Source organism: Variovorax sp. GW822-FHT04A09 (genome assembly GCF_058801005.1).
The window spans coordinates 1,154,945-1,170,523 of the sequence record NZ_JBXAMV010000002.1; the positions used below are offsets into that span (position 1 = coordinate 1,154,945).

The 15,579-nt window shown below is 69.1% G+C and carries 15 protein-coding genes; 7 read left to right on the top strand and 8 right to left on the bottom strand.

Annotation, left to right across the window (positions count from 1 at the left end; translation table 11 throughout):
* Positions 1–28 precede the first annotated feature (28 nt).
* Positions 29–1,021, bottom strand: a complete 993-nt coding sequence (locus AC1RLW_RS16330) for an alpha/beta hydrolase (protein WP_447745695.1) — start codon at positions 1,019–1,021, stop codon at positions 29–31.
* Positions 1,022–1,236: 215 nt separating this feature from the next.
* Complete coding sequence (locus AC1RLW_RS16335) at positions 1,237–2,040, bottom strand: helix-turn-helix transcriptional regulator (protein WP_493193932.1); 804 nt, start codon at positions 2,038–2,040, stop codon at positions 1,237–1,239.
* Positions 2,041–2,143: 103 nt separating this feature from the next.
* Here AC1RLW_RS16335 and AC1RLW_RS16340 point away from each other — a divergent pair, with 103 nt between their 5' ends.
* Positions 2,144–3,709 carry an MFS transporter gene (locus AC1RLW_RS16340; RefSeq protein WP_493193933.1) on the top strand — a complete coding sequence of 522 codons (1,566 nt, stop codon included), beginning with the start codon at positions 2,144–2,146 and terminating at the stop codon, positions 3,707–3,709.
* Positions 3,710–3,712: 3 nt separating this feature from the next.
* Here AC1RLW_RS16340 and mutL read toward each other — a convergent pair whose 3' ends face one another.
* Positions 3,713–5,608, bottom strand: a complete 1,896-nt coding sequence (mutL, locus tag AC1RLW_RS16345; RefSeq protein ID WP_493193934.1) for a DNA mismatch repair endonuclease MutL — start codon at positions 5,606–5,608, stop codon at positions 3,713–3,715.
* Between the two features lie 238 nt (positions 5,609–5,846).
* Here mutL and AC1RLW_RS16350 point away from each other — a divergent pair, with 238 nt between their 5' ends.
* From AC1RLW_RS16350 to AC1RLW_RS16360, 3 genes are all read left to right on the top strand, one after another.
* Entirely contained in the window at positions 5,847–7,637 is a 1,791-nt protein-coding gene (locus AC1RLW_RS16350; protein WP_493193936.1) for an IlvD/Edd family dehydratase, read from the top strand.
* A gap of 320 nt (positions 7,638–7,957) precedes the next feature.
* Positions 7,958–8,779: a fumarylacetoacetate hydrolase family protein gene (locus tag AC1RLW_RS16355; protein ID WP_493193938.1), complete on the top strand. Its 822-nt coding sequence runs from the start codon at positions 7,958–7,960 to the stop codon at positions 8,777–8,779.
* Positions 8,780–8,825: 46 nt separating this feature from the next.
* Positions 8,826–10,178 carry an MFS transporter gene (locus tag AC1RLW_RS16360; protein ID WP_493193939.1) on the top strand — a complete coding sequence of 451 codons (1,353 nt, stop codon included), beginning with the start codon at positions 8,826–8,828 and terminating at the stop codon, positions 10,176–10,178.
* Between the two features lie 4 nt (positions 10,179–10,182).
* Here AC1RLW_RS16360 and AC1RLW_RS16365 read toward each other — a convergent pair whose 3' ends face one another.
* Complete coding sequence (locus AC1RLW_RS16365) at positions 10,183–11,121, bottom strand: LysR family transcriptional regulator (protein ID WP_062478516.1); 939 nt, start codon at positions 11,119–11,121, stop codon at positions 10,183–10,185.
* Positions 11,118–11,627, bottom strand: a complete 510-nt coding sequence (locus AC1RLW_RS16370) for a GNAT family N-acetyltransferase (protein ID WP_493193940.1) — start codon at positions 11,625–11,627, stop codon at positions 11,118–11,120. The genes AC1RLW_RS16365 and AC1RLW_RS16370 overlap by 4 nt, the downstream gene beginning before the upstream one ends.
* A gap of 49 nt (positions 11,628–11,676) precedes the next feature.
* On the opposite strand from AC1RLW_RS16370, the gene AC1RLW_RS16375 reads away from it, so the two are divergent.
* Positions 11,677–12,342, top strand: a complete 666-nt coding sequence (locus tag AC1RLW_RS16375) for a DedA family protein (protein WP_062478522.1) — start codon at positions 11,677–11,679, stop codon at positions 12,340–12,342.
* A gap of 72 nt (positions 12,343–12,414) precedes the next feature.
* Here the strand turns inward: AC1RLW_RS16375 and AC1RLW_RS16380 are convergent, their stop codons facing one another.
* Complete coding sequence (locus AC1RLW_RS16380; RefSeq protein ID WP_223301444.1) at positions 12,415–12,705, bottom strand: YMGG-like glycine zipper-containing protein; 291 nt, start codon at positions 12,703–12,705, stop codon at positions 12,415–12,417.
* A gap of 139 nt (positions 12,706–12,844) precedes the next feature.
* Entirely contained in the window at positions 12,845–13,273 is a 429-nt protein-coding gene (locus AC1RLW_RS16385) for a helix-turn-helix domain-containing protein (protein ID WP_159276157.1), read from the bottom strand.
* A gap of 85 nt (positions 13,274–13,358) precedes the next feature.
* On the opposite strand from AC1RLW_RS16385, the gene AC1RLW_RS16390 reads away from it, so the two are divergent.
* Positions 13,359–14,228, top strand: coding sequence for a class I SAM-dependent methyltransferase (locus AC1RLW_RS16390; RefSeq protein ID WP_493193942.1), 870 nt, complete (start codon positions 13,359–13,361; stop codon positions 14,226–14,228).
* Positions 14,221–14,721 (top strand): DUF2938 domain-containing protein, encoded by a 501-nt coding sequence (locus tag AC1RLW_RS16395; protein ID WP_493193944.1) that lies wholly within the window; start codon positions 14,221–14,223, stop codon positions 14,719–14,721. The genes AC1RLW_RS16390 and AC1RLW_RS16395 overlap by 8 nt, the downstream gene beginning before the upstream one ends.
* A gap of 1 nt (position 14,722) precedes the next feature.
* On the opposite strand, the gene AC1RLW_RS16400 is transcribed toward AC1RLW_RS16395, so the two are convergent.
* On the bottom strand, positions 14,723–15,579 hold an 857-nt coding region (locus AC1RLW_RS16400; RefSeq protein WP_493193946.1), incomplete at its 5' end, for an N-acetylmuramoyl-L-alanine amidase family protein.

A 15,579-nucleotide genomic window follows, 5' to 3' on the forward strand; every position in this document is an offset into this window, starting at 1 on the left:
GGGAACGGAACCGGTTGAAGAAGCCGGTTTAGATGGCGGCGGGCGCGGGCGTGTGCGCCTCGCCCCGCACCTCTTGCGGCGACAGCGCCGCGGAAGGCAATGAAGGCGGTGCAGGCCGCGGCGACACCAGCCGCGGCTGCGGCCGGCTGTCCGCCACGGTGCTGCTGTCCTCGGGCTTCATGCGAAACAGCTGCGACAGCGCCGCGCGGTACTGCGTCGCGCCCACCGAGTTGGTGTTGTGGTGCGAGCCGCCCTCGACCAGCACGAACATCTTGGGCACCGTGGCCGCGTCGTACAGCTTGCGCCCGAGCGTCGGGTTGATCAGGCTGTCGGCGGTGCCGTGCACCACGAGCAGCGGCGCGCCGATGTCCTTGACGGTGCGAATCGCCTCGAAGCGCTGCGTGATGAACGGGCCGAAGGGCAGCCAGCCCCACTTGAAGCTGCTGGCCACGTCGGCGATGGAGGTGAAGGTGCTTTCGACGATGGTGCCGCTCTCGTCGTTCACCGTGGCCGCCAGGTCGATGCCGATGGCGCCGCCCAGCGAGTGGCCGAAGATGTAACGGTGCTGGCGCGGATGGCGCGCGGCGAGCCAGGTCCAGGCGGCGCGGGCGTCTTCGCGGGCCGAGGCTTCCGAGGGCAGGCCCTTGGAGCTCTTGCCGAAGCCGCGGTAGTCGATGGCCAGCACCGAGAAGCCCAGCTCGTGCATGCGCTGGATGCGCGGTGCCGAGCCGGCCACGTTGTAGCGCGCACCATGCAGGTACAGCAGCACGGGGGTCTCGGTGGTTTCGGGGGCGCCGCCGAGCCACAGGCCGTGCAGGCGCGCCGGTTCACCGGTGATGGACGACTGGAAGTCGATCCAGACATCCTGCATGCCTTCGGTCATCTGGGCCGAATTGCCCCAGCTGCGGTCGCTGGGCTGGAAGATCCATTCGCGCTGGCGTTCGTCGAGGGTCGAACAGCCGGCTGCCAGGAGGGCACAGAGCGAAAAGATGGACGCGAGGAGGGGCCAGCGTTTGATCATGGGGTGGAGGGACAGCGAAAGTCGGCCGAAAGTTCATCTGCTTGCTTTCTGAAACGCGTCGGCATCGCGTGTCAGCTCCCCCTGTGCAGCGCTCGCCGGCGCCTGGCACGAGACCATGCAACGTGCGTGCCCGCACCGTGGATGACGCCACAAAACCCTCGAAAACCCTCGAAATGGGCGCTGACGGCGCTTATCTGCCGCACAGGCCCCGGTGTTCAGCCCGGTGCCGGCTGCACGAAATACACCGCCATCCGCAGGTGCCGGTGCGTGTCGACCACGAGTGTTTCGTGGTGAAACTCCAACGGTCCGCTGTCGGCCATCTGTACGCATCCGAGCCCGCGCCGGGCGGGCGCGCTGTCGGGGGTGTCCCACCAGCGGCGGAAGTCGGGCGAGAGCGCTTTCAGGTCCGTGACCAGACCCCGCATGGCCGGATCGTCGGGCGCAATGGCGAAGTCGTATCGGAATTGCGCCAGCAGCCCGGGCGCATCGTCGCGCCAGGCGGGCAGGCGCGGGCGCAGTTCGGGGTCGGCGAACACCATGCGAAGGAGGTTGCGCGCCTCGCGCTCGCGCGCGCTGAAGCCGAAGAGCGCGTCGGCCGCGGCGTTCCAGGCCACCACGTCCCAACGCAGGTTGAAGACGTAGGCGGGGCGGGTGGGCAGCTCGTCCATGAGCTGCTGGATGCGGGGCGTGACCGACGCCTGCTGATGGGCCTCGGGCGGCGGCGGGCGCTTGTGGGCCAGCAGGAACAGGTGGCTGCATTCGGCGTCGTCCAGCTTCAGGGCGTGCGCCACGCCGAGCAGGAATTTCTGCGACACCTGGATCTCGCGCCCCTGTTCGAACCAGGTGTACCAGGTGAGCCCCACGCCGGCCATCACCGCGACCTCTTCGCGCCGCAGGCCGGGTGTGCGCCGCCGCCCTTGCGAGGGCAGGCCCACATCGGCGGGCGTGAGCTTGCGGCGGTGCCGGGTCAGGAACTCCGACAGCTCGTTCTTGGTGCGGCTGAGGCTGCGTTCGATCAAGCCTGTTGTCTCAAGTAATAGGATAAACGCTTAAATTGTAATGTGATGATCTTGTCCTGAAGATGGGGCTTCCGCAACCCGAACGTGCACCCGGAGGCCTCTTTTGACCGCACCTTGCGATTCACTTTCCCTTTCCGACAGCTTTCCGGCCGCGCGGCGCGAAGGCCGCGCCGGCGCCCGCGAATGGACGGGGCTCGCGCTGCTGGCGCTGCCGACCCTGCTGCTCGGCCTCGACCTCACGCTGTTGCACCTCGCACTGCCCGCGCTGGCCCTGGACCTGCGCCCCACGAGCGCGCAGGCGCTGTGGATCGTCGATGCCTACGGCTTCATGATTGCCGGCTTTCTCGTCACGATGGGCACGCTGGGCGACCGCATCGGGCGGCGCAAGCTGCTCATGGTGGGGGCGGCGGCGTTCGGCGTGGCGTCGGTGATCGCGGCCTGTTCGACCAGCGCCAACCAGCTGATCGCCGCACGTGCCGTGCTCGGCGTGGCGGGCGCGACGCTGATGCCGTCGACGCTGGCGCTGATCAGCAACATGTTCCTGCACCCGCACCAGCGCGCGCTCGCCATCGGGCTGTGGGCGACCATGTTCGCGCTCGGCATGGCGGCCGGGCCCGTGGTGGGCGGCCTGCTGCTGGCGCACCACGGCTGGGGCGCGGCCTTTCTCGTCGCGCTGCCGGTGGTCGGGCTGCTGCTGGTGGCGGCGCCGTTCCTGCTGCCGGAGTACCGCGCGCCGCAGCAGGGGCGGCTCGATCTGCCCAGCGTCGCGCTGTCGCTGCTGGCCTTGCTGCCGGTGGTCTACGGCATCAAGCAGGTCGCGAAGGACGGGATCGGTGTCGGGGCCGTGCTGGCGCTCGTCGGTGGGCTGGCCTTCGCGCTGGGGTTCGTCCGGCGGCAACGGCGGTTGCGCCATCCGCTGATCGACCTCGGCCTGTTCGCCAGCCGGGCCTTCAGCGTCGCGCTGGTGGTGTTGCTGGTGGGGCTGATCGGTGTCGGCGGCACGATGCTGCTGGTGACCCAGTACCTGCAGCTGGTGGCGGGCCTGTCACCACTGGAGGCCGGGCTGTGGATGGGCCCGCCGGCGCTCGCCATGCTGGTGGCGGGCATCACGGCGCCGCTGCTCGCGCGGCGCATCCGGCCGGGCCATGTGATGGCGGGTGCGCTGGGGCTGTCGGTCGTGGGCTATCTGATGCTGAGCCAGCTCGATCACACGCCGCATGGCATCGCGCTGGTGACGGCCTCGTTCTCGCTCGTGTACCTCGGCCTGGGCACCATCGCCGCGCTGGGCACCGACCTGGTGGTGGGCGCCGCGCCGCCCGAGAAGGCCGGGTCGGCCTCGGCCTTGTCCGAAACGGTGCAGGAGCTGGGCCTGGCCGTTGGGATCGCCACGCTGGGCAGCCTGACGACGGCGGTGTATCGCACGCGGATGGGCGACCCGATCGATGGCATGGCCGTGAACCTTCAACGCGCGGTATCGGACAGCCTGGCCGGCGCCACGGCGGTCGCGGATGCATTGCCCGCTGGTGTGCTCGAACAGGCGCAAGCCGCCTTCCTCGCAGGAATGAATGCCGCCGCAGCCACCAGCGCCGTCAGCATCGCGGTCCTCGCGGTGCTGGCCGCCGTCACGCTGCGGCATGTCGGCGTGGCCGCCGATGACGCGAAACCTTGAGGCTCAGCGCCCGCGCATGAACAGCGAATCGAGCTCGCGGATCGACAGCTGGCGCCAGGTCGGCCGGCCGTGGTTGCACTGGTCGGAGCGCTCGGTGGCTTCCATCTGGCGCAACAGGGCGTTCATCTCGTCGACGGTGAGCTTGCGGTTGGCGCGCACCGCGCCGTGGCAGGCCATGGTCGACAGCAGCTCGTTCTGCGCGCGCTGCACCACGGTGCTCGCGTCGTGCTGGCCCAGCTCGGCGAGCACGCTGCGCGCCAGTTCCACCGGGTCGCCGTCAGCCAGCGTGCCGGGCACGGCGCGCACGGCCAGCGTGCGGGCCGAGAAGGGCGTGATCTCCAGCCCCAGCGTGGGCAGCACCTCGGCGCAGGCCTCGGCCGTGGCCACTTCCTGCGGCGTGGCCGCGAAGGTGGCCGGAATCAGCAGCGGCTGGCTCGTGATGGCCGCGCCGTCGAGCTGGGTCTTGAGCCGCTCGTAGACGATGCGCTCGTGCGCCGCGTGCATGTCGACGATCACGAGGCCCTGGCTGTTCTCGGCCAGGATGTAGATGCCCTGCAGCTGGGCCAGCGCGCGGCCCAGCGGCCAGGCGTCCTGGTTCATGACGGGCGCTGGCATGGGGGCCAGGGCCTCGCTGTCGGGCAATCCGACCGGCGCGCGGAACGACATCGCCGGCGCTTCGGTCTGCCACTGCGACGGGGCCGTGACCGGCGCATGCCCTTGTTCCTCGGTGCGTCGCGGCCACATCGCCTCGAAGTCGCCGGCGCCGCGCTCGCGCGCCTGGAACGGAATCGCAGGCTGCGACCAGCTGGCGCTCGGCGGCAGTGGGGTCTGCTTGAAGAAGGGCTGCGGCGGCGCATCGGCCGGTGCCAGGGCATCGCCGGCGCGCGGCGCGGCCAGTGCGTCCTCGATGGCATGGCGCACCGCCTGGTGCACCTCGCGCCCGTCGCGAAAGCGCACCTCGATCTTGGTCGGGTGCACGTTGACGTCGACGCGCGCGGGATCGATCTCCAGGTACAGCACGTACACCGGTTGGCGCTGGCCGTGCAGCACGTCTTCGTAGGCGCTGCGCACCGCGTGCGACAGCACCTTGTCGCGCACGAAGCGGCCGTTGACGTAGAAGAACTGCTGGTCGTTGCGCGAGCGCGCCGCGTCGGGAATGCCCGCACGGCCGACCACGCGCACCGGGCCGCCTTCGCGCAGCACGGAGACGCTCTGCGACACGAAGTCGTCGCTCAGCGCATCGGCCAGCCGCTGCTCGGGCGTGGCGGCGGCGCGCCATTGTTCGATCAACTTGCCGTCGTGCCAGACCGAGAAGCCCACCTCGGGCCGCGCCAGCGCATGGCGGCGCACGGCCTCGATGCAGTGGGCCAGCTCGGTGGCGTCGGTCTTCAGGAACTTGCGCCGCGCGGGCGTGGCAAAGAACAGCTCGCGCACCTCGACCGTGGTGCCCACCGAACGCGCCACCGGCCGTAGCTCACCCGTGCCGCCGTCGAGCACGAAGGCGCTGTCGGCGCCGGTGAAGCGCGAGAGGATGCTGAGCTCGGCAATCGCGTTGATGGCCGCGAGCGCCTCGCCGCGAAAGCCCATGGTGCCGACCGTTTCCAGGTCGCTCAGGGTCGCGATCTTGCTGGTGGCGTGGCGGCGCAGCGCCACCGTGAGTTCCTCGCGGGGAATGCCCAGGCCGTCGTCTTCCACCGAGATCAGCCGCACGCCGCCCGAGGCGAGCCGCACGGTGATCTGGCGCGCGCCGGCGTCCAGCGCGTTATCGAGCAGTTCGCGCACCACCGAGGCGGGGCGCTCGACCATTTCACCGGCGGCGATCTGGCTGATCAGCTCGTCGGGGAGTTCACGGATCGGGCGGCGTTCGGCGGGGGGGAGGGAGGAGGGTAGGGCACTCACCGGAAACATTCTAAAAGCGGGGCGCAGACCGGGCGTTTGGCGGTGTATTTGGTGCGCTTATACCGATCCTCAACCGATCTCATTGGCTTTGGCGAAGGCGAAAACCTAAGCTCCCTCTCGCCAACGTATTCGCACAACAAGAACGCACCGGAGACACCCAATACACCGCCATGGCCCACCGCCATGCCGCGCAGGGGGCCGCCGCGCGCGTTCGCCGACCACCCTGAAAGCCGACGCCATGACGACACCCCGCCCCCTGCGCTCCGCCGCCTGGTTCAACAACCCCGAACACAGCGAACTCTCGGTCCTGCACCTGGCCTGGTTCCTGAACTACGGCCTCACCCGCGAAGAGCTGCAATCGGGCAAGCCGATCATCGGCATCGCGCAAAGCGGCTCCGACCTCACGCCCTGCAACCGCCACCACCGCGAGCTGTCGCTGCGCGTGCGCGAAGGCATCCGCGAAATGGGCGGCATCGCGATGGAATTCCCGATGCACCCGATCCAGGAGAACGGCCGCCGCCCCACGGCCGCGCTCGACCGCAACCTGGCCTACCTGGGGCTCGTCGAGATCCTCACCGGCTATCCGATCGACGGCGTGGTGCTGACCACCGGCTGCGACAAGACCACGCCCGCCGCGCTGATGGCCGCGGCCACCGCCAACATCCCCGCCATCGTGCTGTCGGGCGGCCCCATGCTCAACGGCTGGCACGAAGGCCAGCGCACCGGCACCGGCACCACGCTGTTCAAGGCGCGCGAGCTGTTCGCCAAGGGCAGCATCGACTTCCCCGGCTACATCGACCTCGTGGGCTCCACCGTGCCCTCGGCCGGCCACTGCAACGTGATGGGCACGGCGTCGACGATGAACGCCCTGGCCGAAGCCCTGGGCATGAGCCTGCCCGGCTGCGCGGCCATTCCCGCGCCGTACCGCGAGCGCGGCCAGATGGCCTACGAAACCGGCCGGCGCATCGTCGACATGGTGCGCGAAGACCTCAAGCCTTCGGACATCCTCACGCGCTCGGCCTTCGAGAACGCGATCGTCGTCAACTCGGCCATCGGCGGCTCGACCAACGCGCCGATCCACCTCATCGCCATCGCCAAGCACGCGGGTGTGGAGCTCAACATCCAGGACTGGGAAAAGGTCGGCCTCGAAGTGCCGCTGCTGCTCGACATGCAGCCCGCCGGCAAGTACCTCGGCGAGGAGTTCTACCGCGCAGGCGGCGTGCCCGCGGTGGTCTCCGAGCTGCACCGCCACGGCCTGATCCGCACCGACGCGCGCACCGTCAACGGCCACACGCTCGCCGTCAACTGCGCCGACGCGCCCGTGAAAGACGCCGACGTCATCCGCCCCTTCGACCAGCCGCTGCGCGAGAACGCCGGCTTCCTCGTGATGTCGGGCAACCTGTTCGACAGCGCGATCATGAAGACCAGCGTGATCTCCGACGAGTTCCGCGCGCGCTACCTGAGCAAGGCCGGTGACCTCGACGCCTTCGTGGGCCGCGCCATCGTGTTCGACGGCCCCGAAGATTTCGAAGCCCGCATCGAAGACCCGTCGCTGGACATCGATGCGAGCTGCATCCTGTTCATGCGCGGCGTCGGCCCCATCGGGCACCCGGGCTCGTCGGAAGTGGTCAACATGCGCGCGCCGTCGCATCTGCTCAAGAGCGGTGTATCGGCCTTGCCCTGCATCGGCGACGGCCGGCAGTCGGGCACCTCGGGCTCGCCGTCGATCCTCAACGCCTCGCCCGAAGCCGCCGCAGGCGCCGGTCTGGCACTGCTGCAGACCGGCGACAAGGTGCGCGTCGATTTGAAGGAACGCACCGTCAACATGCTCGTCGACGACGCGGTGTTGCAAGCGCGCGCCCGTGACCTCGAAGCGAAGGGCGGCTACCCGATTCCCGCGAGCCAGACGCCGTGGCAGGAGATCCAGCGCGCGATGGTGGACACGCTGTCCGAAGGCATGGTGCTGAAGCCGGCGACCAAGTACCAGCGCGTGGCGCAGACGGCCGGCATTCCGCGCCGGAATCACTGAGGACTTTCGTTCAGGGCGACGCTCCCGCCGACGGGGAGCCTTGCTCCGCGAATGTCCCCCGGCCTGCGGCCTCCTCCTTGATTTCGCTGCGCAAGGCACCCCATCGACGTGAGCGTGTTCAGAGCACATGTTGATCGGCCCGCACAACGACCGCGCCCATCGTGCTCAGGACACTGGGTGCTTCCCGCAGCGAAATCAAGGAGGAGGGGCGAAGCCCCGGGGGACATTCGCGGAGGGAAGTACCCGGTGGCCTGTGCACACGCCCTGAATGAACCCGCCCCCGCACCCAGAATTTTTTAAATCAGAAGAAGGAGTCAGACATGAAGTGGATGAGCGTTCAAACGCCGCAGGGCCCCCGCGTGGGCTACATCAAGGACGGCGCCCTGCAGCCCGTCAATGCGAGCCGCATGCAGGAGATCGTCGAAGGGAAAGCCTGGAACGATGCAGGCAATCCGATCCCCCTCGCCGACGTCAAGCCCACCTTGCCGTTCGCCCCAAGAAACATCATCTGCATCGGCGCCAACTACCGCGACCATTGCATCGAGACCGGCCTGGCCATCCCCGAGAAGCCCGTCGTCTTCGCCAAGTTCAGCAACACGCTGGCCGCTGATGGCGACGCGATCACCTGGCCCGAAGGCTTCACCGAGAAGGTCGACTGGGAAGCCGAACTCGGCGTCGTCATCGGCAAGCGTGCGCAGGGCGTGAGCGAGGCTGATGCGCTCTCGCATGTGTTCGGCTACGTCGCCGCCAACGACGTGAGCGCGCGCGACGTGCAACTGGGCGAGGCGCAATGGGTGCGCGGCAAGTCGCTCGACGGCTTCTGCCCGCTTGCGCCCACCGTCGTCACGCGCGACGAAGTGGCCGACGTGCAATCGCTGGGCATCCGCTGCCTCGTCAACGGCGAGGCCGTGCAGTCGTCCAACACCAGCGAAATGATCTTCTCGGTCGCGTTCCTCATCGCGTACCTCTCGCGCGCCATCACGCTGGAGCCCGGCGACCTGATCCTCACCGGCACGCCCGCCGGCGTCGGCCTGGGCCTCAAGCCGCCACGCTTCCTGAAGCGCGGCGACGTGGTCTCGGTCGAGATCGACGGACTGGGTTCGGTGACGAACCCGGTCCACGGCGCGGTCGCAAGGGGCTAGCCTCGGCGGCTTTCAGACAGACATACCTATTCAGGAGACAACAACAATGACAAGCACGAGTCCCTACGGCGAACTGGTCACAGGCGCCATCCACAAGGCGCGCTGGCGCCTGCTGCCCATGCTGATCGTCATGTACATCATGTCGATTCTTGATCGCGTGAACGTCGGCTTCGCCAAGCAGGCGCTGCAGATCGACACCGGCCTGAGCAACAGCGCCTTCGCGCTCGGCGCCGGCATCTTCTTCGTGAGCTACGCGATCTTCGAAGTGCCGAGCAATGTGATCCTGTCGCGCGTCGGCCCGCGCATCTGGCTGTGCCGGATCATGGTCACCTGGGGGCTCGTGGCCTCGGCCATGATGTTCGCGACCACCGAGACCTCCTTCTACGTGCTGCGCTTCCTGCTCGGCATCGCGGAGGCGGGCTTCTACCCCGGCGTGCTGCTCACGCTGACCTACTGGTTCCCCGCCAAGGTGCGCGCGCAGGCCAACGGCATTTTGCTGTTCGGCTTTGCGGGCGCGCTCGTCATCGGCGGGCCGATCTCCGGTGCGCTGCTCGACATGAACGGCATCGGCGGCCTCAAGGGCTGGGAGTGGATGTTCCTCATCGAGGGCCTGATGGCCGTGGTGGTGGGCATCGTGGCCTTCTTCGTCATCGTCGACCGGCCGCACAACGCGCCCTGGCTCACGACCGCACAGCAGAACGCACTGCAGGCCGTGCTCGACCAGGAAGCGGCGGAGAAGTCGGCCGACAGCCCGCAGACCGTGTGGCAGACGCTGTGCAATCCGCGGGTCATGTTCTTCGCGCTGAACTTCTTCATCGTGCAGATCGCCGCCTACGGCCTCATCTTCTATCTCCCGACCCAGGTGGGGCAGATCCTGGGCCAGAAGATCGGCCTCCTGGTCGGCTTCGTCACCAGCATCCCGTGGCTGCTGGCGCTGTTCGTCGTGTATTTCGTCACGCGCTGGTCCGACCGGCACCACGACCGCCGCCGCGTCACCGTGGCCACGCTGTACACGATCTTCGGCGTGTGCGTGTGCCTGTCGGCGCACGGCTCGCCGATCTTCGCGATCGCGGCGCTGTCCATCGGTGCGTCGACCTACCTGTCGGGCACGCCGATCTTCTATGCCTTCCTGTCGGAGCGGCTGTCGGGCCTGGGCATTGCCACGGGCATCGCGCTGGTCAATTCCATCGGCAACCTCGGCGGCTTCGTGGCGCCCAACCTGCGGACCTACGTGGAGCAGAACCACGGCGGCTCGGCCGCGGGGCTGTACACGCTGGGGAGCGCGGCGCTGCTGGCTGCGTTGATGCTGGCGCTGATGCCCAAGGGCTGGCGCGTGGCGAAGAAGAGTGGGGCGGCTGCGGCGCCGGCGGCCGTGCGCGACGGCCGGGCGCGCGCCTGATCGTTCAGAAGGCCTGTCGCCAGACGCGCGACAGCGCCTGCCACGCGCAGTCGACTTCCGGCCGTTTGAGCGCGCCGGCGAGGCAGACAAAGCGCAGGTCGCAGCCGATGCTCACCCGGTCGGCAATGACCAGGCCGTCGCGCTGGCTGGCCTGCAGCGCCAGCGCATCGCGCGCCAGCGAAATGCCCACGCCGGCGCGCACCAGCGCCAGCATCGACATCTCCTGGTCGGCCTGCGCGGCCTTCTTCAGCACCAGCTTGTGGGCCTGCAGCACCGGCGCCAGCAGCCGCGAATGCGACGAGGTCGCCGGTGCCAGCACCCACGGCAGGTAGGCCAGCTCGGGCCAGTCGCGGCCCAGCACCTGGGGCGCCCAGCCGCTCGGGCCGATCACCTGGTAGTTGAAGCGCGCCAGCACCTGCGAATGGAACAGTTCGCCGTCGTGGCGCCGTGAGGCGGCGCTGGCCTGCGGCAGGTCGGTGGCCTCGGGGTCGCCGAGGTAGAAGCCGATGTCGAGTTCCTTGTTCAGCAGTTGGGCCAGCACGTCGCCGCTCGTGCCTTGGTGCAGCTCGGTCTCGAGCTCGGGCGCCAGCGCCACCAGTTCGGTGAGGAAGGGGCTGAGCCGCGTGAAGTCGGGGTCGAGGATGGTGCCGATGCGCAGCGAGCCGCGCACGCCGCCCTTGAGCCGCTCGGCGGCCACCGCGAAATCGTTCAGGCTCTCGAGCGCATGTTCGGCATGGTTGAGCAGCGCCGCGCCGTCGCGCGTGAGCAGCAGGCCGGTGGGCGTGCGCTGGAACAGCTCCAGCTCGACCAGCGCGCCCAGCTCCTTGAGCTGCAGGCTCACGGCCGGCTGCGTGAGGAACAGGCGCTGCGCGCCGCGCGACACCGAGCCCTCGCGGGCCACGGCCACGAAGGCCTGCAGGAGCCGGGGCTCGATCTTCTTCATGCCGCGCCGGGGAAAGGCTGCAGCTGCTTGTACATGACGAAGGCGTCCACGAAACCGTGCTGCGGATGCCTGAATGCGCCCGGCAGCGTGCCGACGATGGCGAAGCCCATGTGCTGCCACAGCCGCACCGCGCGCTCGTTGGTGGAGACGACAAAGTTGAACTGCATCGCCAGGAAGCCCATGCGCAGGGCCTGCTGCTGCGAGTGTTCGCACAGCGCCGAGGCCACGCCCAGGCCGCGCGCCGCCTCGGACACCACGTACCCGCAGTTGCTCACGTGCGCGCCCTGGCCGGGCTGGTTGGGGCGGATCACATAGGTGCCGAGCACGGCGCCTTCGTCGTTGCAGGCCACGAAGACCTGGGTGGGCACCTTCATCCACGAGTGACGGGCCTGTTCTTCCGTCACATCGGGCGGGTAGGTGTAGGTGTCGCCGCGGCGGAACGTCGGTTCGAGAACGGCCCAGAGGGCGGGCCAGTCGGCATCGAGGGCTTCGCGGATCTGGATCATGGGGTGATTCGGAAAGGGTGCGGCATGCCAACAAGGATAATCCGCGCCCATGGAAATCATCAGCTTTCTCGTCGACTTCATCCTTCACGTCGACAAACACCTCGAGGCCTTCGTGGTCGCCTACGGCCCCTGGGTCTATGCGCTGCTGTTCCTGATCGTGTTCGTCGAGACCGGCGCGGTGGTCATGCCCTTCCTGCCGGGCGACTCGCTGCTCTTCATCGTCGGCGCGCTGTGCGGCGTGGGGCTCATGAGCTTTCCGCTGGCCTGCGGCATCCTGATCGCGGCGGCCATCCTGGGCGACCAGTGCAACTACTCGATCGGGCGCTACTTCGGGCCCAAGGTCTTCCAGTGGGAGAACTCGCGCTTCTTCAACCGCAAGGCCTTCGACCAGGCCCACAGCTTCTACGAACGCTACGGCGGCATCACCATCGTGCTCGCGCGCTTCATGCCGTTCATTCGCACCTTCGCGCCCTTCGTGGCCGGCGTGGCCGAGATGAACCGCGCGAAGTTCACGGCCTACAACGTGGGCGGTGCGCTCATCTGGGTGCTGGGCATCGCCACCGCGGGCTACTTCTTCGGCAACCTGCCGTTCGTGCGCCAGCACCTGGACAAGATCATCTGGGCGCTGATCTTCGTGCCCGGCCTGCTGGCGATCTTCGGTGCGTGGCGCGCCTCGAAGGCCGAGAAGGCGCGGGCGGCGGCATCGCAGGCCTGAGCGGCTCTCGGCCCGCCCCAGAAAAAAACGCGCCGGAGGGCGCGTTTTTTCGTTGAGGGTTGGAAGGATCAATCAGTAGCGCGGCCCGTTGTCCGGGTAGTAGCCACTGCCGCGCGGGTAGCGTTGCTGGTTGTAGTAGTTGCGCTCGTCGACGTTGCGGCCCACCTGGTTGCCGATGATGCCGCCGATGGCCGCGCCGCCGAGCGTGCTGCCCGTGTTGCCGCCGATCGCATGGCCCACCGCTGCGCCGCCGAGTGCGCCAATGCCGGTGCCGAGGTTCTGGTTCGGACCGCTCGCACAACCTGCCAGCGTCATGACCGAAGTGGCAGCTGCAGCGGCGATCCAGAGACGTGTCTTCAACATGAGGTCCACCTTTCGAGAGTGATGGCCCATCATGGTCAAAAGTATGCATTTCGCGGTGTAGGAGCCTGCCGCGCTTGCCTGTGCGCAGGGGCGCGTGTTGCGGAACGCAACGCCTGAAAGCGGGTGTGGCCAGATGGTGCTAGGGGGTGCGCGGCTTCGGCGCCTTCTTCTTCGGGGCTTCCAGCGCACCCGACGACGCCGCCCGCAGGATGCGGCGGAAGGTGGGGCACTCCATGTGGCTGGGCGCGGGGCAGACCGCCGCATGCCGCAGGCCGTCGCGCATCGCCGTGAGCTGGCGGATCGTGCGATCGAGGTCCTGCGCCTTGTCCGCGAGCACCTGCCGGTCGATGCGCGGTTTGCCTTCGGGCGAGAACATGTGGCCGATTTCCTCCAGCGAGAAACCGGCGGCGCGCCCCAGCGCGATGAGCGCCAGCCGCTCCAGCACCTCGGGCGCGAACACGCGGCGCAGGCCGTGCCGGCCGGTCGAGGCGATCAGCCCTTTTTCTTCATAGAAGCGCAGCGTCGAGGCGGGAACGCCGGCGCGTTGCGCGACTTCCGAAATGTCCATGTGCTGGCCCCCTCTTGACTTCAAGTCGACTTGAATTGGCACAGTCTAGCCTTCGCCGCTTGAAGGCACCTGAAGGAAAACGATCATGGACGACACATCTCCCGCCAATGCCGAACAGGCCGCCTTGTGGAACGGCCACGCCGGCAGCGCCTGGGTCCGGACGCAGGCCGTGCTCGACGCGATGTTCCAGCCGCTCGAAGCGCGGCTGAGCGACGCGGTGCGCGCCGTGGGCGCCCACCGCGTGCTCGACGTGGGCTGCGGCACCGGCCGCACGACACTCGCCGTGGCGCGGCAACTCGGCCCGACCGGGCAGTGCCTCGGCGTCGATATCTCGGCGCCGATGATCGAGGCGGCAAAGGCCCGCGCGGCGCGCGAGGTGCTCCCGTCGGCCCGCTTCGTCTGCGCCGACGTGCAGGGCCACGCCTTCGAGCCGGCCGCGTTCGACACGGTGATCTCGCGCCTGGGCGTGATGTTCTTCGACGACCCGGTGCGGGCCTTCACGAACCTGCGGCACGCGGCGATGGACGGTGCGGCCCTGCGCTGCATCGCCTGGCGCGGCGGGGCTGACAACCCGTTCATGACCACAGCCGAACGTGCCGCCGCGCCGCTGCTGCCCGGCCTGCCGCCGCGCCAGCCGAACGCACCGGGCCAGTTCGCGTTCGCCGACCGCGCGCGGGTCGCGGGCATCCTCGAGGCGAGCGGATGGGGCGAGGTCGACATCCAGCCCTTCGAGGTCGAATGTGCGTTCCCCGCGACGGCGCTGGCCGACTACTTCACGCGGCTCGGGCCGGTCGGCCTGGTCCTGCAGGAGGTGGATGCCGCGACGCGCGCGCAGGTCGTCGAGACGCTGCATGCCGCCTTCGCGCCCTATGTGCAGGGCGACGACGTGCGCTTTGTCGCGGCCTGCTGGATGATCGCGGCGCGCGCGCCGATGCGGGAGCGTGGCCATGTCTGAGGCCGTCGAATGCGCGCTGCGCACGCTGTGGATCGGCGTCGGCGCGACGGTGGTGATGGACCTGTGGGCCGTGCTGCGCCAGCGCCTGTTCGGCATTCCCTCGCTGGACTACGCGCTCGTGGGCCGCTGGCTCGTGCACCTGACGCGCGGGCGCTTCTTTCACGACCCCATCGGCAAGTCGCCGCGCGTGGCGGGCGAGGGCGTCATCGGCTGGAGCGCGCACTACCTGCTCGGTATCGCGTTCGCGGCCGTGCTGCTCGCAGGCTGGGGATTGGAATGGGCGCGCCAGCCGACGCTGGTGCCTGCGTTGATCGTCGGCATCGGCACCGTGCTCGTGCCGTTCTGCGTGATGCAGCCTGCGATGGGCGCGGGCTTTGCGGCGCGGCGCACGCCGCGCCCGGCGATGGCGCGGTTCCAGAGCGTGGTCACGCACAGCGTCTTCGGCGTCGGCCTTTATCTGGCCGCGTGGGGCGCCCGCGTGGCGGGCTTCTAGATCAGAGCTGGCGGCTGCGCGCGAGCGGCGGGTTCTGCGCGAAGTAGCGCTGGATGCCGCGCATCAGCGCGTCGGCCAGGTTCTCCTGGTAGTCGGCGCGGCGCAGGTTGGCTTCTTCCTCGGGGTTGCTGATGAAGGCGGTTTCGACCAGCACGCTCGGGATGTCGGGCGCCTTCAGCACCGCGAAGCCGGCCTGCTCGACCTGTGCCTTGTGCAGCCGCGCACCGATGCCCTTGATCTCGCCGAGCATCGCGCCGCCGAGCTTCAGGCTGTCGTTGATCTGCGCGGTGGTGCTCATGTCGAGCAGCGCGCGCTGCACCTGCGCCTCGTGGTTGCCCACGTTCACGCCGCCGACCTTGTCGGCGTCGTTTTCCTTGTTGGCCAGCCAGCGCGCGGCGCTGCTGGAGGCGCCGCTCTGGCTCAGCGCGAACACGCTGGCGCCGCGCGCGGCGGGCGTGGTGAAGGCGTCGGCGTGGATGCTCACGAACAGGTCGGCCTGCACGCGCCGCGCCTTCTGCACGCGCACGCCCAGCGGCACGAAGAAGTCGGCGTCGCGCGTGAGAAAGGCGCGCATCGGGCTGCCGTTGACGCTGGCCGCATTGATGCGCTCGCGCAGGCGGTGCGCCACCTGCAGCACGATGTCTTTCTCGCGCGTGCCGTTCGGGCCGATGGCGCCGGGGTCTTCACCGCCGTGGCCGGGGTCGAGCGCCACGATGATGATGCGGTCGGTGCGGCTGGCCGTGGCGCGCGGCGGCGGACCGGGCGGCGTCACGGGCCGGGCCGGGGGCGCCGCGGCCACCACGGGCGGCGGTGCCGGCGGCAGCGGCATGCCGCCGGGCGGCAAGGCCGGTGCGGGGC